General features: G+C 71.2%; 20 protein-coding genes. 10 read left to right on the top strand and 10 right to left on the bottom strand.

Features of this window, described 5'->3' with window-relative positions:
* Window positions 1-8 precede the first annotated feature (8 nt).
* Window positions 9-725 (bottom strand): transcriptional regulator, encoded by a 717-nt coding sequence (locus RLT57_RS31215; protein WP_311301031.1) that lies wholly within the window; start codon window positions 723-725, stop codon window positions 9-11.
* A 468-nt stretch (window positions 726-1193) separates the two neighbouring features.
* Here RLT57_RS31215 and RLT57_RS31210 point away from each other — a divergent pair, with 468 nt between their 5' ends.
* Complete coding sequence (locus RLT57_RS31210; protein ID WP_311301030.1) at window positions 1194-1748, top strand: hypothetical protein; 555 nt, start codon at window positions 1194-1196, stop codon at window positions 1746-1748.
* 652 nt (window positions 1749-2400) lie between these two features.
* A complete protein-coding gene (locus RLT57_RS31205; protein ID WP_311301029.1) occupies window positions 2401-4461 on the top strand; it encodes a hypothetical protein in 2061 nt (686 codons plus the stop codon).
* A gap of 563 nt (window positions 4462-5024) precedes the next feature.
* Here RLT57_RS31205 and RLT57_RS31200 read toward each other — a convergent pair.
* The 5 genes from RLT57_RS31200 to RLT57_RS31180 form a co-directional block, all read right to left on the bottom strand.
* Window positions 5025-5435 (bottom strand): hypothetical protein, encoded by a 411-nt coding sequence (locus tag RLT57_RS31200; protein WP_311301028.1) that lies wholly within the window; start codon window positions 5433-5435, stop codon window positions 5025-5027.
* Window positions 5435-5560: a hypothetical protein gene (locus RLT57_RS31195; protein WP_311301027.1), complete on the bottom strand. Its 126-nt coding sequence runs from the start codon at window positions 5558-5560 to the stop codon at window positions 5435-5437. The genes RLT57_RS31200 and RLT57_RS31195 overlap by 1 nt, the downstream gene beginning before the upstream one ends.
* 333 nt (window positions 5561-5893) lie before the next feature.
* Window positions 5894-6511 carry a hypothetical protein gene (locus RLT57_RS31190; RefSeq protein ID WP_311301026.1) on the bottom strand — a complete coding sequence of 206 codons (618 nt, stop codon included), beginning with the start codon at window positions 6509-6511 and terminating at the stop codon, window positions 5894-5896.
* Window positions 6512-6617: 106 nt separating this feature from the next.
* Window positions 6618-7247: a GNAT family N-acetyltransferase gene (locus tag RLT57_RS31185; RefSeq protein WP_311301025.1), complete on the bottom strand. Its 630-nt coding sequence runs from the start codon at window positions 7245-7247 to the stop codon at window positions 6618-6620.
* Window positions 7248-7326: 79 nt separating this feature from the next.
* Window positions 7327-7716, bottom strand: a complete 390-nt coding sequence (locus RLT57_RS31180; protein ID WP_311301024.1) for a hypothetical protein — start codon at window positions 7714-7716, stop codon at window positions 7327-7329.
* A gap of 337 nt (window positions 7717-8053) precedes the next feature.
* Between RLT57_RS31180 and RLT57_RS31175 the strand changes: the two genes are divergently transcribed.
* The 3 genes from RLT57_RS31175 to RLT57_RS31165 all read left to right on the top strand — a co-directional run bounded on the left by RLT57_RS31175 (window position 8054) and on the right by RLT57_RS31165 (window position 14513).
* The gene (locus RLT57_RS31175; RefSeq protein ID WP_311301023.1) at window positions 8054-9253 is read left to right on the top strand and encodes a competence protein CoiA family protein; all 1200 of its coding nucleotides are present in this window, start codon (window positions 8054-8056) and stop codon (window positions 9251-9253) included.
* Window positions 9254-9429: 176 nt separating this feature from the next.
* Window positions 9430-13311: an SNF2-related protein gene (locus RLT57_RS31170; RefSeq protein ID WP_311301022.1), complete on the top strand. Its 3882-nt coding sequence runs from the start codon at window positions 9430-9432 to the stop codon at window positions 13309-13311.
* A complete protein-coding gene (locus RLT57_RS31165; protein ID WP_311301021.1) occupies window positions 13308-14513 on the top strand; it encodes a hypothetical protein in 1206 nt (401 codons plus the stop codon). Before RLT57_RS31170 ends, RLT57_RS31165 begins: the two co-directional genes overlap by 4 nt.
* A gap of 19 nt (window positions 14514-14532) precedes the next feature.
* On the opposite strand, the gene RLT57_RS31160 is transcribed toward RLT57_RS31165, so the two are convergent.
* On the bottom strand, window positions 14533-15288 hold the full coding sequence (locus tag RLT57_RS31160) for a hypothetical protein (protein WP_311301020.1): 756 nt from the start codon (window positions 15286-15288) through the stop codon (window positions 14533-14535).
* Window positions 15289-15536: 248 nt separating this feature from the next.
* Between RLT57_RS31160 and RLT57_RS31155 the strand changes: the two genes are divergently transcribed.
* Window positions 15537-15842 carry a hypothetical protein gene (locus RLT57_RS31155; protein ID WP_311301019.1) on the top strand — a complete coding sequence of 102 codons (306 nt, stop codon included), beginning with the start codon at window positions 15537-15539 and terminating at the stop codon, window positions 15840-15842.
* A gap of 112 nt (window positions 15843-15954) precedes the next feature.
* Here the strand turns inward: RLT57_RS31155 and RLT57_RS31150 are convergent, their stop codons facing one another.
* Window positions 15955-16653, bottom strand: a complete 699-nt coding sequence (locus tag RLT57_RS31150; RefSeq protein ID WP_311301018.1) for a hypothetical protein — start codon at window positions 16651-16653, stop codon at window positions 15955-15957.
* A gap of 328 nt (window positions 16654-16981) precedes the next feature.
* Here RLT57_RS31150 and RLT57_RS31145 point away from each other — a divergent pair, with 328 nt between their 5' ends.
* Window positions 16982-18043, top strand: coding sequence for a hypothetical protein (locus tag RLT57_RS31145; RefSeq protein ID WP_311301017.1), 1062 nt, complete (start codon window positions 16982-16984; stop codon window positions 18041-18043).
* Window positions 18044-18082: 39 nt separating this feature from the next.
* Here the strand turns inward: RLT57_RS31145 and RLT57_RS31140 are convergent, their stop codons facing one another.
* Together RLT57_RS31140 and RLT57_RS31135 are read right to left on the bottom strand one after the other, a co-directional pair.
* Entirely contained in the window at window positions 18083-18328 is a 246-nt protein-coding gene (locus RLT57_RS31140; RefSeq protein ID WP_311301016.1) for a hypothetical protein, read from the bottom strand.
* Window positions 18325-18615, bottom strand: coding sequence for a hypothetical protein (locus tag RLT57_RS31135; RefSeq protein ID WP_311301015.1), 291 nt, complete (start codon window positions 18613-18615; stop codon window positions 18325-18327). The genes RLT57_RS31140 and RLT57_RS31135 overlap by 4 nt, the downstream gene beginning before the upstream one ends.
* A 246-nt stretch (window positions 18616-18861) precedes the next feature.
* On the opposite strand from RLT57_RS31135, the gene RLT57_RS31130 reads away from it, so the two are divergent.
* The 3 genes from RLT57_RS31130 (at window position 18862) to RLT57_RS31120 (ending at window position 23651) form a co-directional block, all read left to right on the top strand.
* Window positions 18862-19290, top strand: a complete 429-nt coding sequence (locus RLT57_RS31130; RefSeq protein WP_311301014.1) for a hypothetical protein — start codon at window positions 18862-18864, stop codon at window positions 19288-19290.
* A 1397-nt stretch (window positions 19291-20687) separates the two neighbouring features.
* Window positions 20688-21626, top strand: coding sequence for a hypothetical protein (locus tag RLT57_RS31125; protein WP_311301013.1), 939 nt, complete (start codon window positions 20688-20690; stop codon window positions 21624-21626).
* Between the two features lie 192 nt (window positions 21627-21818).
* Complete coding sequence (locus tag RLT57_RS31120; RefSeq protein WP_311301012.1) at window positions 21819-23651, top strand: hypothetical protein; 1833 nt, start codon at window positions 21819-21821, stop codon at window positions 23649-23651.
* The last annotated feature ends 63 nt before the right edge of the window (window positions 23652-23714 follow it).

Here is a 23714-nt window from a genome sequence, read left to right as displayed (position 1 = left end):
CCTCCTTGTCACACGGAGACGGCGTGCGTCCGGACGGCGAAGTCACGAAGCCCTGGCAACGCTGGTCGGCGCGTGAGGAGTTCGCTGGTCAGAGCACGCACCGACGGTCGGCCCGCATCCTCGGGCGCGGCCGCCTCGATCGAGAGCAGTGCCGTGAACGCTTCGTCGTGCGCGTCGAGAGCGACCAGTGCACGAGCGGTGTCCGTGGCGAGTCTCGCCCGACGTTCGGGTGTCGGCAGGGCCCGGGGGTCGATCTGCCGGGCGATGCGGACGGCCGTCCGATCCTGTCCGAGAAGATGATGCACCCCGACCTGGTACAGCTGGACCTGCTGCGAGGACAGTTCGCCCGAACGGCGCCGGGCAGGGGTAACCAGACGGTCGGCTGCGTCCTGGGCTCGTTCGACCAGTTCCAGCGCCGTCGCCTTCTGCCCGGCGAGCGCGGCCGAGTACGCCGCGGAGAGCGCCAGCGAGCCCGCAGCCGTCAAGACCACGGGCGTGGCTCGGGGTGATTCGGCGTCAAGCCGGCGGAGAGTGCCTTCGAGCAGCAGCACCGCATCACCAGCGCGGCCCTGCCTGCGTAGCGGGGTCGCACAGATCCGGGTGGCATCGGCGAGAACGGCAGGATCTCCGCAGACCCCGGCCGCTGCGAGGGCTTCTTGGGCATGTGACCAAGCGGTCTCGCTATCACCGGCCTTGACGCTGAGCTCGCTGGCGAGGATGTGCACCCGCGCGAGGACGGCGCTCGCCGAGCGTCGCGCTGAACCCGTCGACTGCCTCAGGGCGGTCGCTGCAGCGAACTGGAGAGTGGGCAGACGGCGAGCAAGGGCGGTGTAACGGGCGGCCTGGAACTCAGACCGTCCGGCCGCGAGTTCCTGCCCAAGCCGGGCCAGATCCGGGGCGGCAGCGAAGGCGGGTCCGGGAAGGAACGAGGCAATCCCGACTCCGGTGCCGAGGGAGAGAAGCCGGCGACGGTCTACCAAGGAGTGCTCCCGGAACTTCGACCAACACGGTGGGGGGTTTGTTCGGCTACTTACCGTAGAGGACAGGGGTGCTCGGCGGAAGAGGGCTCCAGCCGACACCCCCGTCGTACGCAACCCCGCCCGACGACTGACTCGTTCTCCCCTTCGCACCACCTGCTGCCGCGGCTGACCGGTAAGGCACGCGGCCCCGGAGCCGGCGCATACGCTGGTGCGATGACCCGCCCCGACATCGTCCCAGCCCTGTTCCAGGACGCCGAAACCGACCATCCGGCCATCGAGCAGTGGTGCTCTACTGTCCTGTCCGGTGCACCTGCCCGGCTCCTGCTGCTCGGTCCGCACTGGTCAGGGAAGACCCACACCGCCTACGCAGCAGTACGCCGTCTGCTCGCGGCCGGCTACAACAGCCACGAGATCACGGTCCACGGCGCCAGCGAGCTGAAGCGGACGTACGACCCGCGTGTCATCGCGAACACCACCGCGGTGACGGTGGTCGACGACGTGACCGTGTCGGTCGACCTGGTCCGTGAGGCCAAAGGACCGCTCGCTCCCGATTCCGTCGACGTACAGGCGATGATGGCCCTGGAAGCCGGCGCGCTCGCCGAGGCGATCGCCTCCCTCATCGTTCTGCCCAACCGGTCGTGGATCCTGATCGCCCCCAGTCCGGAGATCCTTGCCGAGGCGGTCGGCGAGCAGACGGCGGCGCGCATCCTCGCCGTCGCCGACACCGTAGAGCTGGCCCAGCGGCCGCTCCCCAAGCTGTCCTGGTGACCGCACGATCGGGCGTCGCAGGCCCCGTGGGGAAGCCGGAACAGCTCAGGCGCACCGCCGCGGGCGCGCCACGGGCCGAACCGATCCTGGCCGCGACCCGCGTCTGAGAGGCGACGGCATGGAGGGGCCCTTCATCGATCCGGATGGGGACCACCGTTGCTGCGGCATCTGTCCGGCGCTACGGCTTCCCCGAGCGGGCTTTGTGGTCTTCGACCGGCCCAGCAGAGACTGCCCGTTCGACCCGCAGGACGGCCACCGCTACACCGCGGACCGAATGCCGGCCTGTGTGCATCCGGACAAGGTGGGCCTGGAACCGGATCGCATCGCTCCGCCGTATGAGCCGGAGCAGTCCGAACCGTTCCGCCCGGACCGACGCTGGTGGCGGCGCCGGTAAGGACCCCGTGCGGCACATGCTTCGATCCCTCCGGCACCGCCCCGGCGGTTCCCCGCCCGGTCTCCAGGCGCTCGGTGCCGTCGATCCGCGCGTACGGCGGGTTCGCAACCAGTTCGCCCCCACCGGCAGACCCTCGCCGGTGGCCACTCGAATCCTCCCGCTTCACCCACCCGGAAACTCGTGCGCTCCCGCTGTCACACCGCGTGCTCCTCGCACACCTGTAGCAGGTGACAGACGGAAATCACCCTGGGAGCTGCCGTGACCCTCACCCTGACGCCGTATACGCCTCGCCAGCAGTGGGGCCTGCGTTCCACCGATGCGGCGCTTCCGCCGACCGCGCTGCGCCAGATGGCCACCGGCGAGACCGAGGAGACCGCGCGGATCGAGCTGGCCGAACTCGCTGACCTTCAACGCCTCATCCCCACGGCAACGGCCGAACAGGCCTGCGGCGAAGCCCAGATCCTCCACGCCCTCATGCACGCCTATGGCCGTCATCGCTCCACGCTCACCGGCGGCCCGCTCGGCATCCGCAGCCTCACCCCGCGCCCCACGGAACTGGTCGTGCGCATCGCCCCCTCCCAGTTGCCCCGTTGGATCGACGCGCTCGCGTACCGGTCGGAAGGCCCAGGCGTCGCAGGCCTGCGCTGGGCGCCGCACCGTGACGGCATCGTCCTGACCCTGGCCGGGATGACGCTTTCGCTGGAGGGCATCGACGAGACGACCTGGCGTCAGGCACTCGCTCAACGGTCGGCCGACCACGCCAGCCTGATGCCGCACTGGATTCCCGTGATCGTCGACGAAGCGGAGCGGGCAGCATCTCAGGAAACGGACCTCGCGGGGATCGCCGACCACCTCTCCGCCACGCTGCGCCGCATCCGCCTGGTCGATGCCCTCGCACGAAACGGCCACGTCAACCTGTTCACCACCCGACACCTCGGCAGCCTCCACCTGATCGAGGCATGCGAGGGCACTCCCACCGTCCTGCCGTTGTGGACCTCGCGCTCCCTGCCCCTGGCCCTGTGGCCCGCCGGCCGGATCCCCGCCCAGGGCCCGGCTGACCCCCATGCCGCCGTACTCGACATCGTCACCGCGGTGGAACCGTCCGTCGCGGCGCACGACCACGCCGCCCTGGCCTTGTGCCACCTGGCCGGCAACCGCCCCGACCCCGTCCTCGTGCAGGCCGCCGAGCACGCCCTGGCCGTCGCTGCCCGGATCCTCGCCGACCCCGCGCACGCCAGCCTGTACGACGCCGGCGGCTGGGCGGGCAGCTGCCGCACCTACCCGGAGGGCTCCGTCCACGGCGCCGACCCGTGCATCCCGCCCGGCGCGGAGGAGGTCACCGACCTCCCCGACGCCGACCTCGTACGCATCGGCGCGCACACCCTCGGCGGATCACCGGACGACTCCCGCCTGTTGTGCGCCGGCCAGGACGAACTCGTCCACCTGCTCGACTGGGCCCTCGCCGCCGCCACCCGCCCCAGAACCCGGCCCTCCTGGACCTGCGACGACCTCCTGGGCGCCCGCTCCACCCGGCCGCTGCCCGGCCGGGACGGCACACTGGAGCTCACCGCCAGCGGCACCGGCGTCTACCGCGTACATCTGGAAAGCCTCGGCCTGACCGACCTCGCCGGCGAGGAGGACACGGTGGAGTGGGAGCGCGAGGCAGCGCCGTCACAGGCCGCCGCGGTTCTGCTGGCCGAGCACGCCGCGATCGAGGCATCCGTCTGCCTGCCCTTCCAGCGCGAGCACCGCAAGCAGCGCCTCCTGCTGCCTGCTCCCGTTCCGGCCGAGCCCACGATCCGTACCGTCCTCGCCGGAGCCGACTACGTCCTTGGCTTCGCTGCCTTCGCCAGTGTCCTCGCGCAGCTGGGCCAGCGGGTGGACTCCGCCCAGGGAGCGGCCGACGGGCACTGGCAGATCGACCCGACCTCTCCCGATGACCCGAACGACTACCCCCGCTCCCTGACGGCTCACGTCAGCGACTGGTTCGAGCTGTCCTCGCCCCACCCCGTGGAAGAGGCCAACGGAGCCCCAGTCGACAGCAGCGCCTACCTTCGTCATCTGGCCGCCCACCGGACGGCCCTCGACCCGTTCGTCACCCGCTACCTCGCCGCAGCCGACCGACTCACCGGTCCCCACACCTTCGAAGAGCGACACCTCGCCGGCGTCGCCGCCCTGCGCTCTACCGATCTGGCAGCCCTGGCCTGCCAGGATCTGCGTCCCGTGCGCGCGCCGCTGCGCCGCCTGGTGAGGTCCATCCCGCAGGACCCCGCCCACCTTGCAGCGTGGTACGAGGACCACCTCACTGCGTCGTCCTGAACGCGGCCGGGCTGATCCTGGCGGTGCTGCGTTGCTTCCTCGCGCGCGCGTCCTGTGGTTTCTGTTCAGACATCAGGTGGGTTCTCAGCCACGACGGTGGGCAACCACAGGTATCCAGGAGGCACTGATCAATGGAAGGCCCCCAAGGGCCTGGAATGGTGCGCGCAGCGCAGATCGGTGACTGGGGGATGGTCCAGCGCATCCAAGGCGCTGGCGCGGGGTGGCCGGGGGCGGCGTTAGCCCCCGGCAGTTGATGAGGGTGCGCAGCACACGGATGGTTCGTGATGTGGCTCGAGGACTGTGGTTCTCGACTGTCCTCTTCTTGATCTGACTCTTGATGTACTACCTCACCGGTGAAGTCACCTCCACCTCACCGGTGAGGCTACCTCTCACCTCGCGGGTGAAGTGACCCTCACATCACGGGTGCCGCCACCCTCACCTCACCGGTGAGGTGAGGTCCTGCGACCTCCCTTTCAGGGGGTGGCTTCACCCGTGAGGCTAGGTCAGAAGCCAGGCAAAGGGCCCGACAGCGCACGGCTCCGGGCCCTTGACCTGCTGTTTTGCTACGCTCCCTGCTGCGCGGCCTCCAGGCGCTCCAGGACGCGGCGCGCCCACCATCCTCCGTCGAGAAGGATGTAGTTCGACGCCTTCAGGAGCTTCGGGTTCTCGTCGTCGTACTGGTTGACGATCTTGAGGAGCTTGTACTCCTTCAGTTCGACCAGGCTCCGTTCCACCGTCGAGACCGACCTGCCGATGTTGGAGGCCAGCTCCCGGCGGTACGGCGGCCGGTAGTCCGAGGCGCGGGTGTCGATGTCCACGTACGTCGCCAACGCCATGTACAGGGCCTTGGAGTTCGGGGACAGCGACCCGTCGCGCGCTACCCGGTAGTCGATCTTGACCCAGTCAAGGCCAGGTCCCTCGCCGCGGGTCACGCTGACGGCATGGGTTTCCTCCTGGTCCTTCTTCTTCGCCACTACCTGCTGCCGTCCGTCTGCGCCCGGGCGCCGACCACACGGGCCCGCTCTCCGGGGACCCGCGTCGATCCGAAGGGCTGCACCGGCCGGAGACCCAGTTCGGCGCCGTTGCTCTGTTCGTCCATAGGGGGAGTGCTCCTGACTGCTCCTCGGCAACCAGGCGGGCTCGCACGATGGCGCCCGCGCGGGTTACTCTCGGAACCAGCGAGTATCGAAGAACGACCCCCACGCGGCCAAGCTCGGGGGTCGTTCTATTTGGTTGGGGCTGATCCTACGACTTTGGATTGCCCATCAGGCGCCGCTGCCGTCCCTCCAGTCGAACAGGTCGAATGGGTGGCTGCGTCCCACGGCCGGGCGCTGCCGGGACGCCGTTGAGCACGCTGCAGGCGGGAGCACGCGGTCCGTCACCCCCGGTTTGACCCGGCCGGTCACCCGATTGATGTCACGAGGATGGCCCCTTATCCGGCGTGCCACCGCCGGCGGTCCTCGTCCCACTGCTCACGAGCCCGGGCGCGTTCTGCCCCGGCGTCCAGCCGTTCGATCAGCGCGTCGCTGTCGACGAGCACCTCGGCGTGCGGCGCTCCGCCGGGGTTGAAGCGGTGCCACTGGTCGACGATCACCACCGTTCCGGCAATGCCCTCCTGATCCGGCATGGCCATGGAAGCCTCGGCGAACGGCCCCGGGGGACAGCCGGGCACCGAGACCCAGTCGCCGACGGCTGCCTGCCAGGGATGGATCAGATCGCCGCCGAGCGGGCCGGTGGCGGCGGGGCGCCCTGCGGGGGCCGGCTCCAGGGACTCGGCCTCCAGCGAGACCAGCTCCAGGCCGCTCACACTCAGCCGGAACTCACGGGCGTTCGCCATCTGCCAGAGCAGGGCAAGCTGCCGCGTCACCCGCCTCCAGTCCTCCGCCCGGTCGCCGGTCACGGTCCCACCGCTGCTCAGTACCTTCAGCGTGCGGGTGAGGAAGCGGTGCCGGGCGAGTTCGCGGCCGTCGTTGCCCTTCATGTCTTCCGGCAGGGGAGGGAGTTGCTCGGCGAGACGCTGGGCGTGAAAGAGCGTGGAGGGCGAAGACATCGGGATCCTTGGGGCAGGGGACGGTGCCGCGCAGGACACGGCCAGCGCGGCACCGGGAGATATGGATCAGCTGCGACCGCAGAGACGGCTGCGCCCGCGGAGTCGGTCAGGTGGGCAGAACGCCGGTGATGGTGGGAAGCCCCTGGACGGTGATGACGGAGGCGTCAGCGGACAGGACCTTGAACGCGTGCTTCCAGGGCCTGTCGTTGAGCGTGAACAGCTCCTGCGGCGGCAGCATCAGCGACAGGCGGTTGACGCTGGTGTATCCGAGCTGCCGGTAGAACGCGGTCAGTTCACGGTCGTGCCGCAGCGTCAGCGCGGCGTATCCGGCGCCCCGGAACGTCTCCTCGGCCTGCTGGAGGAGATCCCGCGCGACGCCGCGCCGCCGGTGCTCGGGCCGGACAGCCAGAATGTGGACGGTCGAAATGCGCCGCAGGAGCCGACGCCGAACCAGGCCGGAGGCGCGGCCAGGCTTGGCGATCCAGTTCGGCGGTCCACAGACAATGGATCCGACCGGGAAGCCGTCGTTGTCCTCGGCGATCAGAAAGTGATTGTCCTGGTGGGACAGCGGACCGTCGTCGGTGGCGGTGAGGGCGAACCGCATCGGCGCGAGGGCGGTGGGTACCGCCTCGATGGGCAGATGAAGATCAACCAGTGAGGCCAGTTCGACGACTGTGTCGCCGTCGTCGGGAGTGGCGGTACGGATGCGGATCCCGGATCGGGTGGTCGTGTGCATCGGGGATGGGTCCTTCTGTGACGCTGGTCGGGTACGCGGTGTGCGGGGAGGGGCGCTATGCGTCGGGCCGGGCGCGGTGTCAGTCCGCCTGGAGGCTCCAGCCGAAGAAGAGCCAGCTCGGTTCGGCTCCCGGGACGTCCAGCAGCAGTGCTCCTGCTGCGCCGTCCCGGATGCGGCGGTCGTCGTCCTCGATGAGGCGGTCGGCCAGCCATTCGGCGTCGTCCTCGCACAAAGGGCCGCCGTCGGCGCCTTCGAAGGAGGCGTAGGAGTCGTTGACGTAGCCCGCCGCGACGGCGCGGAGCGGCGCCCGGTCCGGGACGACGACGACCCGCCTCACCGTCGTGAGGTCCGCACGGCGGACGAAGGGGTCATGATGCCGGGCGGTGTCCTCGGCGGTGGCCGCAGCGAGGGCGCGTTCGGGCGTGGGACCGCTCGCGGTGAAGCGGTACAGCATGGGGATGGGGTGCATGGCAGTCCTCGGGCATGGTTCGTCGGCGCCGGGCGGAAAGCGGCGACCGCGAGGTGGGTGGAATGGCCCCGCCGAAGAACTCGGCGGTGGGAATCGAGGCGGGTTGTCGGCCGACCTGATGCAATCACAGTACACGTAATTATCGAGTTAAGCAACGATCAGGTCGGGTCTCTTGCTCCGCACCGCCGTAGGGCGCCGCACCGGATCAGCCGGTGTCCCGGTGTGCGGGCCGGCTCCTGGACTCGCATCCCGCCGGGCGGCGTGCGAGAGGCACCGCTGCCCGCCTGGTGGGCGGCACCCTGGCGGGAGCGGCTGGCACTCGTCGATGATCGCCCTCATGAGTACGAGCGCCTGGGACACACAGCACGGGAAAGTTCTCTGGATCACGGACGGCGTCCAAGGGCTGCCCACGGGGTTGGCCGCTGGCCGCTACCAGTGCCGCGCCTGCGGGGAGTCACTGATCCTGCGAGGCGCCCGCGCCGGTTCGAAGGTGGCACCGCACTTCGCGCACCGCAGTGGCGAGGGCTGCAGCAAGCCCGAGCGCGAGGCACAGATCGACGCCGACGACGAGGTCGTCATCCGCCTGCGGGAGACCATCCGTGCCCTGCCGGGCGTCACCGACTGCACCATCACGTCACCGGGCGAGGCGGCCGATCATCCTTCCGGCTTCCCGCCGGCGCTCCTCGCTCGCTGCGGAGCCGAGACCGTGATCATCGAAGCGCCGACCGCCGCGCCCGACGTAGAGGCCGTCCGCCGCCGGATCCGCGCTGTGCGCGAACACCACGGCGGCGCCATGCACGTCTGGTTTCTCAGGCAGGACCCGGCACAGTTCGGACAGCTCAGGCCGCGCTTCGTCCGGTTGCACGGCGAAACTCAGCAGCACGAGCAGGTGGCCCCCACCGCACAGCAGCTCACCATCATCGAAGCCGGCGGCCACGTGTACTGGCTCGACGGCAAGAAGGTCCTCGTCCCCTACGGAGTCCACGAGTTCCTGCACCCGGTCAAACCCGAACAGGACTGGCAGAACTGGGAGGGGCGGCAGTGGAAGCGCGCCGATCCGCGCGCGGACTGGCGGATCAGCAAACCGTTGCCGGCGCCGACGGCCGACAGCTGGGGGCTCGTCCCCATCTCCCTGTCGTCGCTCACCCGTACCCGCGCTGCGTTCCGGCCGGCCGACGCGTACGCCGTGATGGACGACTTGTACGCCACTCAGCAGGGCCGCTTCCGCTGGCGCAACCAGCACGCCGGTGACACCTACGCCCAGCGGCACACACCGCCCGCTCCGCCCGCCACCGAACCCCCGCCGCCCAGAAGCGTCGAGGAGCCCCGCCCCGAGCCGCCCGTCGACGAGCCGCCCGTCCACCCGTCGCCCTCAGCCCTCGAACTGCCCGCGGCGACCGAGCAAACGGCGCCCGGCTCCGCCCAGCAATTCCCCCCGCCCCCCTCGTACCAGCCCGGAGTCCTCCCGCAGTCGGCGCCCGAGAAGAACCCCGGCCTCCTGGAACGGCTGCTCCGCCGCTCCCGGCGGCGGCAGTGACGACACCGCGCAAGGCGACCGAGAAGCGCGCCCGAGGAAGGTCACACCCTCGGCGGGCCCTTGGCGAACGGACGCCGCGCGCGCCCCGGATCTGCGTGGTTGCACGAACGGGCACGCTCACAGGCCACAATGGCAAGCGGTACCGACGGCATCCGGGTGTCTGGGGGAGTGTCCTTTTGTCCATCGACCGTCTTCAGCCTGTCGTCACGCCAGCCGTGTTCACCGCCCGCTCCGCGGCCACCGGCATCCCGCCCTCCCGGGCCGGCTCGGCCGCCGGCCCCCTGGAGAAACTGAGCGACGACGCCTTCCACCTCGCTCTGCAGAAGGCCACCGCCGACGCGACGGGGGCCGCGGCCGCCCAGGTCGCGACCGAAGCCGTGCGCCGCCTCGGCCGGCTGCAGGTGCGCGATCTGCGCCTCCTGCTGCTCGACGCCCCGGATACGCCGGTGTGGGCACAGGCCCGGCGTAGGTCACTCACGGCCGTTGCCGCCACTCCCGCCCTGGCGCCCAGCATCATCTCCATGCACGCCCAGTTGCTGCGCCTGCCCTCGGCGACGGTCCGTGAAGGTCAGGAGTCCGGGAACGAGCCCTCCTTCGTGGCACAGGCGACGCTCGACGTCGGCGGCCGGGAGATCACCGGCAGCATCCAGCGCGCCCGGACCCGAAAGGGCGCCCGTCAGCAGGCCATGGCCAGCCTCGTCGCCTCGCTCGCCGGCCTGGACGATCCGTTCGCGCAGCACAGCGTCGCGTCGTGGACGGGGCAGTCCGCCGAGCCGGCGTCCCAGGATCCGGCCACCCGGACCGGCCCAGGTCCAGGCGGTGGCCGCAGTCCGATCTCGGTCCTCAACGAGTACGCGCAGGCGGGCCACATCACCCGGCCGGACTTCCGCGTCACCCTGCACTCGCCCACCACCTTCACCGCGACCGTCACCGCCACCCTCGGAGAGCAGCAGCTCACCGGCAACGGGGCCGGTTCGAGCAAGCAAGCCGCCCGAGCCGGGGCCGCCGACGATCTCCTGGACGTTGTGCAGCGTGCCTTGGCCGCCGACCTTCCCGAGGTCCCCGCAACAGAGCCCGAACCGGAGCCCGCCCCCGTCCCCGGGCCGGCTCCCGCTGCTTTGCCGCTCCCGCCGGCCACCCTTCAGGACCCCCCGCCGGTACCCGCGGCGAGCGCGCAGGAGCTGTTCCAGGCCCGCGACGTCGTCGACCACCTCCTCGCCGGCGGCACGGCGCTCACCCTTTTGCCCTCCCGGCACCCCGCCCGCACCGCGTGGATGCTCTTCTCGCCCGACGGCACCCCGCCCGCCCGGGCGGCGACCCTGCCGGCGCCGCTGCAGTACGTCACCCGCGAACTCGTCCTGGCCGGCCCCGGCGGCATCATGCCGCGCCGCGCGACGGTGACCGGCGTCGCCGCGCCGCTCGGCCTCGTCCTGCCGGCCGTGCTGGCCTCCCGGGACGCGGAGCATCCCTCGGCGACCGGTTGGCGGCACGCCGTCCGGCTAGGCCTTCGTTGCGTGGCCCAGCAGCGGGTCCACCCGGCCCTCACCGTCGAAGGCCACGACTGCTGGCGCGTCGGCCCGAGCAGCGACGCGCTGCGCCGTGCGGTGGCCGACGCCGCCGCGCGGCTTGCCCCCGAAGGGCACTGCCTGTTGGCCGGCACGACGCCGGTGCGCATGGCCGCCCCGGAACCGGCCGTCTGGGCGGCGCTGGACGCCGTCGCCGACGCCATGCTCCGCACGCCCGGCGCCACCACCGTCCTGGGCCCCGGCCCCTACAGCGGCCCGGCGCACGACATCCGTCCGACGCCGCAGTTGTGGACGTGGGCGGACGGGATCGAGGACGGTCTCGATCCCCGCCCCGCGCCCGGCCTGGTGCTGCGCATCAAGCAGCCCGAGAACGAGGGCCCGGTCCCGGCCGCACCGCTCACGCTGTACCTGGACGCCGGCGACGGGCGGGACCCCGTTTCGGCAGCCGGCGTCTGGGCCGGACAGTCTCATCCCGGCCTCACCACCGCGGCGCTGCCCGCGGTACGCCGCGTGCTGCGCCGGGCCACCCGCCTCTTCCCGCCCCTGGCGGACCTCGCCGCCCAGGACCATCCCAGCAGCACCACCTTGTCCGCCCACGACCTCGCCCACCTCCACCAGGCCGCGGCCGGCCCGCTGGCTGAGCTCGGCGTGGGTGTCCACTGGCCCCCGCACCTCACCGACGTCCTCACCTCCACCGCCGTCGTCGGCGCAGCCCACGAGGACGATGACGACCACGACGCCCCGGCGAGCGGCGGCTACCTGTCCCTGGAACGCCTCGTGGACTGCCGCTGGCACATCAACCTCGACGGCGAGCCGCTCACCGACGCGGAGATGACCGCCCTCGCCGACGCCGCAGCCCCGCTGATCCAGCTGCGCGGACGCTGGCTGCTCATCGACCCCGAAACCACCCGCCGCGCCCGCGACCGCCGCCTGGCGCCCCTACCCTCCCTCGACGCGCTGGCCGCCGCCCTGTCCGGCACCCTCATCCTCGGCGGCGAAACTCTCCACGCCCGCCCCGCCGGCACCCTCGCCGCCCTCGTCGATGCGCTGCACCAGGCCCCCGACAGCCCCCAGCCCATCCCGGCACCGGCCGGCCTGACCGGGACCCTGCGCCACTACCAGGAACGCGCCCTGGCCTGGCTCTCGCACACGCTGGGCCTGGGGTTCGGCGCGCTGCTGGCCGACGACATGGGGCTCGGCAAGACCCTGACGACCATCGCCTTGCACCTCCACCGTGCCGAGAGCACCGAGCGAGCCGGGCCGACGCTGGTGGTCTGCCCGGCCTCCCTCATGACGAACTGGCAGCGCGAGATCGCCCGCTTCGCCCCCGGCACCACCGTCGTGCGCTACCACGGAGCCGACCGGACCCTGGGCGCCGACGCCCAGGGACGCAACAGCGTCGTCGTCACCACCTACGGAACACTGCGCCGCGACACCCAAGCCCTCGCCGCCACAACGTGGGGCCTGGTCGTCGCGGACGAGGCCCAGCACATCAAGAACCCGGCCTCGGCCACGGCCAAGGCGCTGCGCGACCTGCCCGCCGCTGCCCGCCTCGCGGTTACCGGAACCCCCGCGGAGAACAACCTCACGGAATTGTGGTCCATCCTCGACTGGACCAACCCCGGCCTGTTCGGCACCCGCGCCGCGTTCCGCGCCCGCTACGGAGCCGTCGAGAAAGACCCCGGCGTACCCGCCGCCGCACAACTCGCCCGGCTCATCGGCCCGTTCATGATGCGCCGCCGCAAGTCCGATCCGGGGATCGCCCCGGAGCTGCCCGACAAGGTCCACCACCACCGGATCGTGGCCCTCACCGACGAGCAGACCGGCCTGTACGAGGCGACCGTCCGCGACACCATGGAACGGATCGCCGCCAGCACCGGCATCGAACGCCGTGGCCAGGTCCTGAAGTTGCTCCAGGCCCTGCGCCAGATCTGCAACACCCCCGCCCTCTACCTCAAGGAACCCCTCGGCGAAGCCGACCCGGCCGCTCTCGTACGGCGCTCCGGGAAACTCGCCGCCCTCGACGATCTCCTGCCGTCCCTGGCCGAACGCTCAGAAGCCGGCCTCATCTTCACCGGCTACGTGCAGATGGGCCGCATCCTCGAGCACCACCTGCGCGCCCGCGGCCACCGCGCCATCTACTTCCTCCACGGCGGGACACCCCCCGCCCGCCGCCAGGACCTCGTCGACGCCTTCCAGAACGACTCCGAACCGGCCCCGCTGTTCATCCTGTCCGTCAAGGCGGCCGGCACCGGCCTCAACCTCACCCGGGCCGAGCACGTGATCCACTACGACCGGCCCTGGAACCCGGCTGTCGAGGACCAGGCCACCGACCGCGCCCACCGCATCGGCCAGCACCGCACCGTCCAGGTCCACCACCTGATCACCGAAGGCACCGTCGAGGACCACATCAACGAGCTCCTGGCCCGCAAGCGCGCCCTGACCGACTCCGTCCTCACCTCCGGCGAGAGCGCCCTCGCCGAACTCGACGACACCGAACTCGCCGCCCTCGTCACCCTGGGAAGCCGATGACCGCCCCCACGCGCACCATGGGACCCCTCGTCGCCGCCTGGAAACAGGGATTCCACCTGGCCACCGCCGGTTCCGGCTCCTACGCCAAGGGCCTCAACCTCCACCGCAACGGCGCCGTCGGCCAAGTCCACGCCGCCCCCGGCCGCCTGTCCGCCGCCGTCGCGGCGAAGAAGGCCACCCACAAAGCCGCCCTCCACTTCCCCGAACTCGCCGAAGACCGGTGGCACGCTCTGGCCGACCGACTCGCGGGCGACCCCCAGGCGTCAGCCGACCTCCTGGCCGGCCGCGTTCCCGCCGCCGTCGCTGACCCCGGCCACGCCGGCGGCACGGCCGTCGTGCCCGCCGCCGACGAGATCACTTTCTCCTGCTCCTGTCTGCCGGGCAGCGCCGGCCGCGTATGCGACCACAGCGCAGCCCTCGGCCACGCCGTCGCCGAACGCCTCGCCAGCGCCGCGTCCCTGCTGCTCGCCGCCCGCGGCATGCCCACCCGCGTCCTCGCCGCAGTCCTGCGCGACCGCATGTCCGACGCGGGACCGGGCGCACTGCCCGCTGACCCGGCCGGAACCGTCCGCGCCGACCAGACCTACTCGCTGTGGGCCCACCGCGGCCCGTCGCCCGAGCCCGTCATCGAGCTCGACCCCGCCGTCCCCGTCACCAGTACGATCACCGACCCGCCCCCGCCCTGCCCCTCCGCCCGGGACCTGGCCTGGATGACCAAGGACGCCGCCGCCCGCGCCCGCGCCCTCCTGGACGGAACCGCAGACCAGCCGCACGACACCCTCGCCGACACCGTGCGGATCCTCGCCACACCCGACGGAGTGAGCCGGCTCCCGCAAGCCGCACGATCCAGCGGCCACTCCGCAGGCACCCTGCGCACCATGATGATCGGCTACCGGCACGGCGGGCCGGCCGGCGCCCACGCCGCCCTCCGCGCCACCCCTACACCGCCGTCCGTGCTGGAGCGCGCCCGCGACAGCATCCGGGCATCCCGCGCCCTCGTCCTCGGAGACCTCGATACCGCCGACGGGGCGCTGACCGACACCACCGCCGGGATCCAGCTGCGCCCCGGGCCCGACGGCCGCTGGTATCCCTTCACCTTGGCCGGTGGCCAGTGGCGCCCGGCCCCGGGATGCTCCGACGACCCGGCCAGCGCCTACCAGGCGGCCCGACGAGCGCGGGCTGCCAGGCCCACCGCCCGATGACGACCGTCCGCCGGGCCGCTTATTGAGCCGGCGTCTCAGCCGAGGGGGAGGTGTCTGGCGAGAAACCGGGGAAGGTAGCTGCCAGATCCCGCAGTACCAGCTCCTGGCGGTGGGCAGCATCGCTGCGCACCCAGTTCACCAGCTGCCGGGAGCTGGTGTCCCGGCCCTTGGCGGCGGTGTCCCTGCCCTCTGAATCGACCAGCTGCTGGAGGTAGGCGCCGAAGGTGCTCGCACCCCCGGTGCCCGACCTCGGCCCGGCGCCGTAGCCGGAGGATTCCAGCATCGGCAGGACCGCCAGCACACCGCCGGTGGTGCGGGCCCAGAACACGTCGCCGCGATCGGCGACGACGGAGTACACGACGTCATCGGGGCGCAGGGCGAGCGGCGCGTACGTCATGTAGATCCACCGGTCCTGCCCCGCGGAGCGGGAGTGCCGGCCGACGACAGGCAGTCCGTACTCGGGGTCCGTCCAGGTGCGGAAGCAGTGGCAGTTGCCGCCGTTGGCGGCCGGGCTCGTCTTGTCCTCATCGACGCACGGGTGGAAGAGACGCGGGATTTCCCGGTTCATGACGAAGGTGGTGTGCAGGGCGTTCGGCTCACACCGCTGGAGCCGGTCCACCCACTCCTGGACGTACGGGGAGTCCAGCTCGATGTTGATCGTGGCGTTCCAGGCGGCGCCGGCAACGTTGAGCCGCGGCTCGGTGTAGAGAACGAAGTGGGCGTATCCCTTGCCCGGGTCGGTGAGGTTCAGCTCGGGATGGGCGTAGACGGTCAACTCTGCTCCCTTTCAACGCTGTTGTCAGGGTGACGATGCCCGAGCGGAGCACGTCGTGCCAGAGCGCCTTGCCGCATTCCCTCCTCCGGCGATCTCTTCAGGACACGGTGAGCCGCCTCGCCGTGTCCCGCAGGCCGCAGGAATCGGGGGAAGCGGTCCGCGGACGGCTGACGGTATCTGCGGGGGGTGCCAGGGTGAAAGGGAGAATGGGCGTGGCGCGGATCGCGCGGCACCGACAAGGAGGAGATGTGGATCTGCAGACCGGCGTACGGATCTACCAGTTCGTCCGCGACCGTCAGGACGATCTCCGGAACGCACAGCACCCCGAGGGGCACGACGCGTACATCCAGTCGTGGCGCGACGCCCACGGACTCAGCCAGGACTACGCCACCGCGGTGCAGGCCGGCGACGCCACGGGGGCCGGTCGCTTCCTCTCCGCGCTCGTTGCCATGGCCGACCAGTGGAAGAGCCATCCCGACCACCCCGGCGTCTCGCCGGCCCCGGCTGGACACGACCATGTCGGCACGCGCACCGTCCCGGAGAGCCGATTGTGAAGCCCTACCGGCTTCTCGCGTCCGACACGGTCGTCACCATGCTGCTGTTCCACCGGGAGCTCGCGGACATGGAGGGGGCCGCGACTCGCGGTCCCGGCGGCGAAGCGCCGCCTCACGGCCGGCTTGCGAGCAGAGCGTCAACCTCGCTGTGGTGGTCGATGTACGCGGCCAGCTGAGGGCTGAGCTGCTCGGCCACCCAGGCCAGCTCGTCGAGCCGGCGCTTGAGCGGAGCGGCGAGCAGCGGTTCCCAGTGGGCCGCGCGGTTGCGCAGTCCGTGGAGGTTGCCGATCGCCCGGTCGACCTCGCCGCGGTCGGTGCCCGGCGGGAAAGCGAAGTGCAGGTGGGGCACCCAGAGGGTCTTCTCGTGGGCGGAGGACGAGAGGTACCGCCACAGCCCGAGGCTCAAGTCGGCGATGATCTTGCCCGGTGGGGCCTGCTGGCCGTAGCGGGCCCGGGCGGAGTCGATCGCCTTGCGCGGCTTCTCGTTCACGTCGACGCGCCGGGGCCCGCGCGGTCCGCCCTTCTTGGTCCGCCACAACGGAGCGCGCAGCGGACTGGCGGGATCGTCGAGCCAGTGCCCCGCCCCGGACCAGGTGGCATCCAGCGCCGCCCCGTAAGCGTTACGCAGAGCGACCTCCAGGTGGCCGAGGTCGTGCAGCACGGCGCAGGACACCGTCGTGTTCCACTGGTACAGCTCCAGGGCCCGGTCACGATCGCCGCCGGTCTCGCTCAGGTAGACGCCGTAGCGGGCCGGGCTGAGCCAGGTATCCACCCACGGCCCGGCACCGGGAGCCGGAGAGGTGTCGCTCACGTTGTTCCTCCTACAGGTTCGGGTATAGTCATGGATGACAAGCCCCGGTGGACCGCTGATCTGAGAAGATCATGTCGCCGGGGCTAAGACGTTTCCGGGCCCGGTTACGCCGTGCTGCGTGAGCCGGGGATCGCGCCCCGCCCCGGCTTCTCGAAGCGGCCGCGGCGGTCCGGGCTCACATCATCAATCAGACCCCACCGGGAACGGGCTACCGCTAAACTGGGATCACGGATTGATCCTCATGCTTCGCCAACGTTGAAAGTGAGACGAAGAGGGACGAGAGCTTCATGAGGATCAAAGCGTGGCGATCAAAAGGTAGGAAGTCGTAGTGCCGAGCCGCACAGCCGCCGCAGACAAGATCAAAGCGCGCCTCGACGCGCTCACCGCCCTACGCAGCGGCGGCGCCCTCAACGACGTCGCCTCCAACTACACGCAGCTTCGTGCCTTCGGCCGGGCCGGCCGAACGGTGAAGAACGTCCGGCTGCGCCGCACCTACGTGCGCCACGACGTCCCCCGTCCCGTCGACCGTGAACGCAACGGACTGCCGCGCGACGAGCAGCCCCCCGCTGCGCGCCTCATCGCTCCCCGAGGAGTCGCCGGCCGGCTCCACCTCATCCTGCTGTTCGCCGCGCACTGCCAGGCCGCCCCCGGCCGACAGTGGCCCAACCGCATCCCGATCGAGCCGGACAGCACCCAGCGTCTCTCCTGGATGGGGCTGATCGGTGCGCACGCCCGTCACACCCCCGGCGGACGCCGCGTCGCCAGCCCCCGGGTCAACAAGGCGCGCCAGATCAACGAGGCCCTCAAGAAGCTGCGCGACCAGCACCTTCTGGAGTTCCCCAACGCGGGTACATCCCGTCCCTTCCAGGACTTCCGGCTGCTGTGCGACAGCGGCGCCAGCACCGATGCCGCCCCGATCCCCTACAAGGTGCCCCGCGCCGAAGCCCCCGGCATCGACGTCCCCGTGGAGTTCTTCACCTGTGGCTGGGTCAACCTGCTCACCCCCAGCGAGACCGTCGCCTACCTGATGTGGCTGGACGTGACCCAGAACCCCGAGCACGACGAGCCGTACGTCACGGGCGTCGAGCGCGCCGGCCATTTCGGCCTCGGCCGCGACGCGTACGAGACCCACGAGACCCTTGAGGCCTTCGGGCTCATCGACGTCGACCCCGCTCTCCTGCGCCACGAAGACGGCAAGTACACCGATTACTCCGCCGAGGGAGGCAGCCCCATCTGCCACCGCGTCACGCTCACCGACGGCGTCACCCGCAACGCCGCCGAGGCCATCGAACCCGTCCTGCGCCAGTACGCCGCGACCGGCCGCTGGGGACGCCCTCTGAGCAGCTTGAGCGATCTGGCGGCCAGCCTGGGTATCCGCATCCCCAGCTGAGACCCCGGTCGCCAGCGGGCACGCTGCGACGGTTCGGCGTCAGCCCGCGTAAGCGATCGCCAGCACGGTGATGGTGTTCGTCTGCTCATTGATCAGGATGACGATGGCAGCGCGGCCTCGAGCGACCGTCCGGACGATCCCGTCGTCCTCCCCGTACGGCTCACTGGCCGCCAGCGGTTCCTGAACGGCGTCGACGAGGCACACCGCGATGTCGCGGCGTGCCTCGTCGGACAGTGCCTTGTAGATGTCGTACTGGTCGGCTGGGATGTGGAGCCTGAAGGTCACGCGGCGCCCCGCCGCCCCTGAGCGTCGTCCACGACGGTGTCCGTCATGTCGGGGGCGGTCTCGTACTCGGCCGGCAGGGTGCCGTGCTCCTTGACGTAGGCGCGTGCGGCTTCGATGCGGGGGCGGGCCGCCTCAAGCGTCTCCGCCGCCGAGGCCCACCCCTCAAGCCGTGCGGGCAGGTCCTCGAGTGGAGTCAGGTTGACGTCCGCCAACAGCTGCTGCCGAAGCGCGCTGTGGGGCAGGCCAACGTGGAGCCGGTCCACGGTCCACTCGTCGTGTGACGCCATTCCTCACTCTCCTTCGACGGCTGTGTGCCTGCAGCCAGCGTAGCGGCACGGACCAAGCCCGGGGAGACGACCGGACCCTTCGCTTGGGCTCTGCACCACAGGGCGGATGCGACAGGCGGCAGCCCCGGACGTCATGCTGCGCGGCGCGCTACCCCCGTCGCTACACTCCATGGTCATCCGGCACCGGATGCCCGTACGCCACGGTCAAAGGCACCCACCAGCACGCACCATCCCCTGGAGGCCGCCATGACCGCGCCCCTGCTGCTCGTCGACGGCCACTACCTCCTGCACCGCGCCTGGTTCGGCTTCGCCGCCCGCATCACCAGCCGCGACAAGACCCTCGACCGCACCGGCGTCTTCGGCTTCGCCGCGCTCCTGCGCAAAGCCCAGGTCCAGCACGCCGACGGCTTCGAGATCTTCGTGGTCTTCGACTCCGAGCACGGCTCCCAAGCCCGTACTGGACAGGACAGCGACTACAAGGCACGCCGCCTTGAGAACATCCCCGCCGACGAACTGCGCCCCGCCTGGACGCAGCAGTGGCCGCAGGCGCTGCGTTGGCGCGAAATGATCAAACTCGACACGAAGGCCGGCCTCCCCGACGACCTCCTCACCGCCGTACCTGCCGCGCCGCTGCCCAAGGCCGCGCACGTTCTGGAAGCGCTCGGCCTGTGGTGACGGAGGCCAGGACGCCGATGAACGCGGAACGCAGATAGACGTCCATAGTCACCAGCCGACTACGGTGATCACATGAATCTGGGGGACATGCTGCGACGCTACGGGGCCCAGACCGTGGTGACCGCAGTGATCACCACCGAGGCTGTCATGACGGGGGCGCGCGGGCCGATACCGGGGGCGGCCGTGCTCGCCGCCGCGGTCGCGGGCGGCCTGTGGACCGTCCAGGGGCGCGTCCGGCAGCGTGCTGCCGTTGCCGGGGGCCCCGCGGCTCAGGCCCTGACGTGGAGAGTGCCGTCGGGCAGTGCATACCCCTCGTCCGGTGACGATCTCTACCGCCTCGTCGGGACCAGGATGCGGCAGGTCTCCGAGCACGTCCGCCGTTCCGCTGCTCGACGTGGACTGCAGAAGGTCACACTGGCCACCTCCCTTGAACCCGGTAGCGGGGCGGACGCCCGCTCAACGGGTCGCGGCGGGCGGGGGCATGTATGGATCGGCATGCGGTGGCTCCTTCCCCAACACACCGTGCACCTTCCCGCCGTCCTGGAGCATGAGCTCGCCCACCTCGAACGCCGCGACACCGGCAAGCGCATCATCGGCGAGTCCGCAGCCGTCACGACGGCTGCGCTGGCAGCCGGCCTGCTGTCTACGCTCGCTTTCACCCTGGTTGCTGCCGGGACCCTCGTGCTCACGACCCTCTTCTACTGGTGGGGAGAGCTCGCCTGTGATCTGGCGGCGGCACGCGCCTGCGGTCGGAGCGCGGTGGCCGACATGTGGCGCGGGGACCTGGAGCGCGACCGGGCTCGGCCGCTTGTCCGAAGGATCCATGTGAGGGCCGCGGCCTTCGAACCCATCCGCCGCTGCGATTGCGCATCGTGTGCGCGGAGCGCGGGCCGTTGCCGGCGACGCCCGAGGCGGAACACCCGCTGCTCCGGCCACCAGCGATCGAACCTGCCGCCAGGCACGAGATTCCGACCGCTGGGACGGCGCGAAAGCCAGTGCGCCGCTCCGCCGCGCGGCAGTAGTTTCCCGATATGTGCGATAAGTGATCTCGGTGCGCTGTACGTTGAGCACGTAGTTCCCGGACGCCGCTTCCCCCCGTGAGCGGCGTCCGGGAACGCCTGGCCGGCGCGTCCGCCTTCGAACGTCAGATCTTCGGTAGCTCCTCGGAGTGACAGGCCCGGCGCGGCGCGGAGCACGCACCTCGCTCGCAGCTACAGTCGCTGTCTGCGGCATCGGTCTGCTGCTCCTACCGCGAACCTTCGGCCCCAAGAGGTTCCAGGCGGAGGCGAAGAAGCACGGTCTTCGACCAGTGCCACCCCCGTATTCCACTGCCACCACGCAGTACCTGTTCCTCACGTTCCGCGGGCCGACGGGACCGAGTGAAAGGCTCTGCGCCGATGTCGGTGACCCAGATCAGCCGTCGTGCCCGTACGTACGCCCTCTACACCGGGGCGCCCCGCCAGCTCGCCTGTGAAGTCGTTGCGGCCCTGCAGCCGGGGGCGCCGCTCATCCCGGCGCCGGCCGAACACGCGCAGCTGCTCTTCGAGTCCGAGATCTTCTACTGGCTGCTCAACAGCATGCGGGACTACTTCGAGTACCCGTTCGGCATCCGGTACGTCCAGCCGACCGCGGACGGACTGCGCCTGCATCTGGAGAGCCCCGCGAGCCTCGACCGTCTCCTGGCCGGGCTCCTGCCCTGTCGCGTGTCGTTCGACCACCGCGAACGCGACGAGATCTACGGCCTGTACGGGGTGCGCATCTGCGCCCGTACCGAGACCGGCATCGAGCTGAAGCGTCTCGGACAGCCGACCAGTCTGAAACTGACCGGCCTGCCGCGCCGCGCCTTCGACAAGGCCGAGGCCGCGCTCGCGCAGCAGGTCGAGGAGAGCGGCGCCGAGGCGTGCTGGCGCACCCAGAACGCGTGGACCGACTACGAGATGCGGTGGGACGCCGAGCGCCAGCCGCTCATCTACGAGCCGATCTGGCGGAACGCCGCGTGGCTCCCCAGCGGACTGTTGCGCCGGCTCGGGCTCTTGCACACCGTCGCGGTCCCGCAGGTCGTCACCGGCCACGAGTCGCGGCTGGGGGAGTGGTGGATCTTGGAACTGGACCACTTCCCCGACACCGGTCTGCGGCGGGCGGAACTGGTCAACGCGCTGACCGACCCTGAACACGGCCTGCCCCTGGAGCTGCGCGGACACCGCGACCTTACGCCCGGCGAAAGCCTCGGCCTGGTGCTCCTCAAAGCCCCGAACCAGACCGCGGCGCTCCAACTGCGCTACGACCGGACCGCGCCGCGATGTTCGCTGCGATCCGTCGGCGCATCAGCCAGCTGACGGGCGAAGAGCAGCTCCCGCCGATGCCGGCAGGACAGGCCACCGGGTAACGCCGGATGAAGCAGACGGCACCGGCTGGCGGTCGGCCCCGGTTCAGGCCGGGCCGCCAGCGCGGTACGGAGAGTGCGGGGACCCTTCGCCGAGGCCGGCGAGCGGCAGCCGTCGCTCTCGCGGACCGATAGCGTTGCCCGCGTGACCGACCGGAACTCCGACCTCTCCCCGCCCCGGCCAGCCGCCCGAGTGATCAGCCCGCGGGCGGCTGGCGACCAGACGGACAGCGCGGAGGACCGTCTGCTGCGTGACCTCCAGACCGCAGCAGGACGCCCGTCCGGCAGACCGCCTCTGTTTCCCCTCGGCGGCCTGGGCACGTACGAGGGCGAGTTCGTCGTCGATCTCGCTGTCCCGATGTGCGGGCGGGACGTCCGCGACGCCCGCACGGTTCTGAAGCGGGCCGACCCGTGGGGCGTCGGCGTCCACGACCTGACGAGCTCCCTCAACCTCACCGAGGGCGACGCCGCCGACTACCTGGGCCGACTCGTGAGGGCCGGGTTGCTCAGCGGCCCGCACGGCGAGGACGAACGAGCTCAGGAGTGGGAGCACCACGACTACCGGCTCTGGAAGCCGACCCCCACCGGCAAAGTCCTCGCCCACGCCTCGGGCCGCAAACCCTCCAGCCGGGGACGCGCCGAATCCCTGGCGGCCGCGGTGGTCACCGCAGCCGAGCAGATCAACGCCAGCCCGGACGACGCCCTGTACTGGGTCGAGGAGATCCGCGCGCTGGGAGGGCTCGCGGAGCCGGCCGACGGTCCGCTGCTCCACGTCGACCTCGCCGTGACGCTGCGCCCGCGTCTGGCCGATCCGTTGGAGCAGGCCAAGGCGGAACGGCGTATGCAGGACGCGGCCCGGGACCGTGGCGAGCGCGGCCTGGTCCGGGACATGATCGGCTACGGGCACTGGCAGACCCGCCTCAAGCTCGCCGGCCACAGCAAGACCGTCCGCCTGTTCAAAGCCGAAGAGGACGTCCGAGAGCGAGTGCTCTTCCGCGAGCCGCGCGACCTCACCCTGGACGCCGAGCCGACCGCCCCCTACGCCCGGCCGGCCGACCCCGGTCCGCTGTCGCACTGCTCGTGGTGCCGGCAGCCGGGGCCGGCCGAGCGCGTCGCCGCACCCGGCCGCGAGTACAGCACCTCACCGATCGGTCTGTGCCAGGACTGCCTGGTCCTGGGCGGCGCCGCGGCATCGTCGGCGTACGACTTTGACGGAGGCCGCGGCACCGCCCGCCGGATCGTCGCCACCCTGACCGAACAGCCGCGCCACGCCACCGGATGCGCCCTGTGCGGCAGAACGGCCGCTGCACCGCTCGCCTGGTGGTCCGACCGGCACGGCAACGCCGCCGCCGACGAGCCGGCCGGCGTCCGGGTGCGTCTGTGCCAGATCTGCCCCGGACTGCTTCACCTTCACGACGCTCCGACCCGTGAGCGCTGGTGGCGATCGCGCTTCGGTGCCGCCTGCATGGCCGGCATGCACGCAACCCTGCGGCGGGAAGCCGGCCTGCCCGAGCCCGAGGCCCGAACGGTCAAGCCACCGCGGCCCGCCCGGCTCACCCAGGCCCACCAGGAGATCCTGACCGAGATCCGGCGCTCGGGCGTCATGACCACTGTCGATTTCTCGCGCGACGCCCACCGGGCCGGCGCCGACCCGCACCGTCGCTGGTCCTGGTGGGAGACCCGCATCGGACACCTCCTGGACCACGAACTCGTCGCGCTCGTCGCCAACGACCGCGACACGCACCCGCAGACCGCTGTGCGGATCCTGGCCGACGACGAACGCGACCTGACCCGCAGGGTCTTCGCGCTCCATGTCCCCGGACCGGTGTGGGACGGCAGCCGGGTCACTGAGCCCGAGCCGCCGACGGGATGGACTGATCTCTACACCCAGCTGACGGTCCTGCGCCGGGAACGCGACAAGGAGGCACACCGCGTGCGCGCCCTGGCCCGGCCCACCGACCTCCTCACGATGCCCTAGGACCCCGTGGCACCCACCGGCGATCACTGCTGTCAAGGGACAGGTCACCCGAAGGGATTGCCG

The organism is Streptomyces sp. ITFR-21 (assembly GCF_031844685.1).
GTDB lineage: Bacteria > Actinomycetota > Actinomycetes > Streptomycetales > Streptomycetaceae > Actinacidiphila.
The sequence above is the reverse complement of the archived record's forward strand: the minus strand, read 5'-3'. Positions and strand labels throughout refer to the sequence as shown.

What these genes read in the sequence shown, in the direction of transcription:
- RLT57_RS31135 (WP_311301015.1), bottom strand. Translation starts at nt 18,615, where the DNA reads ATGGCGTCACACGACGAGTGGACCGTGGACCGGCTCCACGTTGGCCTG.
- RLT57_RS31190 (WP_311301026.1), bottom strand. Translation starts at nt 6,511, where the DNA reads ATGTCTTCGCCCTCCACGCTCTTTCACGCCCAGCGTCTCGCCGAGCAA.
- RLT57_RS31125 (WP_311301013.1), top strand. Translation starts at nt 20,688, where the DNA reads ATGTCGGTGACCCAGATCAGCCGTCGTGCCCGTACGTACGCCCTCTAC.
- RLT57_RS31130 (WP_311301014.1), top strand. Translation starts at nt 18,862, where the DNA reads ATGACCGCGCCCCTGCTGCTCGTCGACGGCCACTACCTCCTGCACCGC.
- RLT57_RS31195 (WP_311301027.1), bottom strand. Translation starts at nt 5,560, where the DNA reads ATGGACGAACAGAGCAACGGCGCCGAACTGGGTCTCCGGCCGGTGCAG.
- RLT57_RS31210 (WP_311301030.1), top strand. Translation starts at nt 1,194, where the DNA reads ATGACCCGCCCCGACATCGTCCCAGCCCTGTTCCAGGACGCCGAAACC.
- RLT57_RS31180 (WP_311301024.1), bottom strand. Translation starts at nt 7,716, where the DNA reads ATGCACCCCATCCCCATGCTGTACCGCTTCACCGCGAGCGGTCCCACG.
- RLT57_RS31175 (WP_311301023.1), top strand. Translation starts at nt 8,054, where the DNA reads ATGAGTACGAGCGCCTGGGACACACAGCACGGGAAAGTTCTCTGGATC.
- RLT57_RS31185 (WP_311301025.1), bottom strand. Translation starts at nt 7,247, where the DNA reads ATGCACACGACCACCCGATCCGGGATCCGCATCCGTACCGCCACTCCC.
- RLT57_RS31165 (WP_311301021.1), top strand. Translation starts at nt 13,308, where the DNA reads ATGACCGCCCCCACGCGCACCATGGGACCCCTCGTCGCCGCCTGGAAA.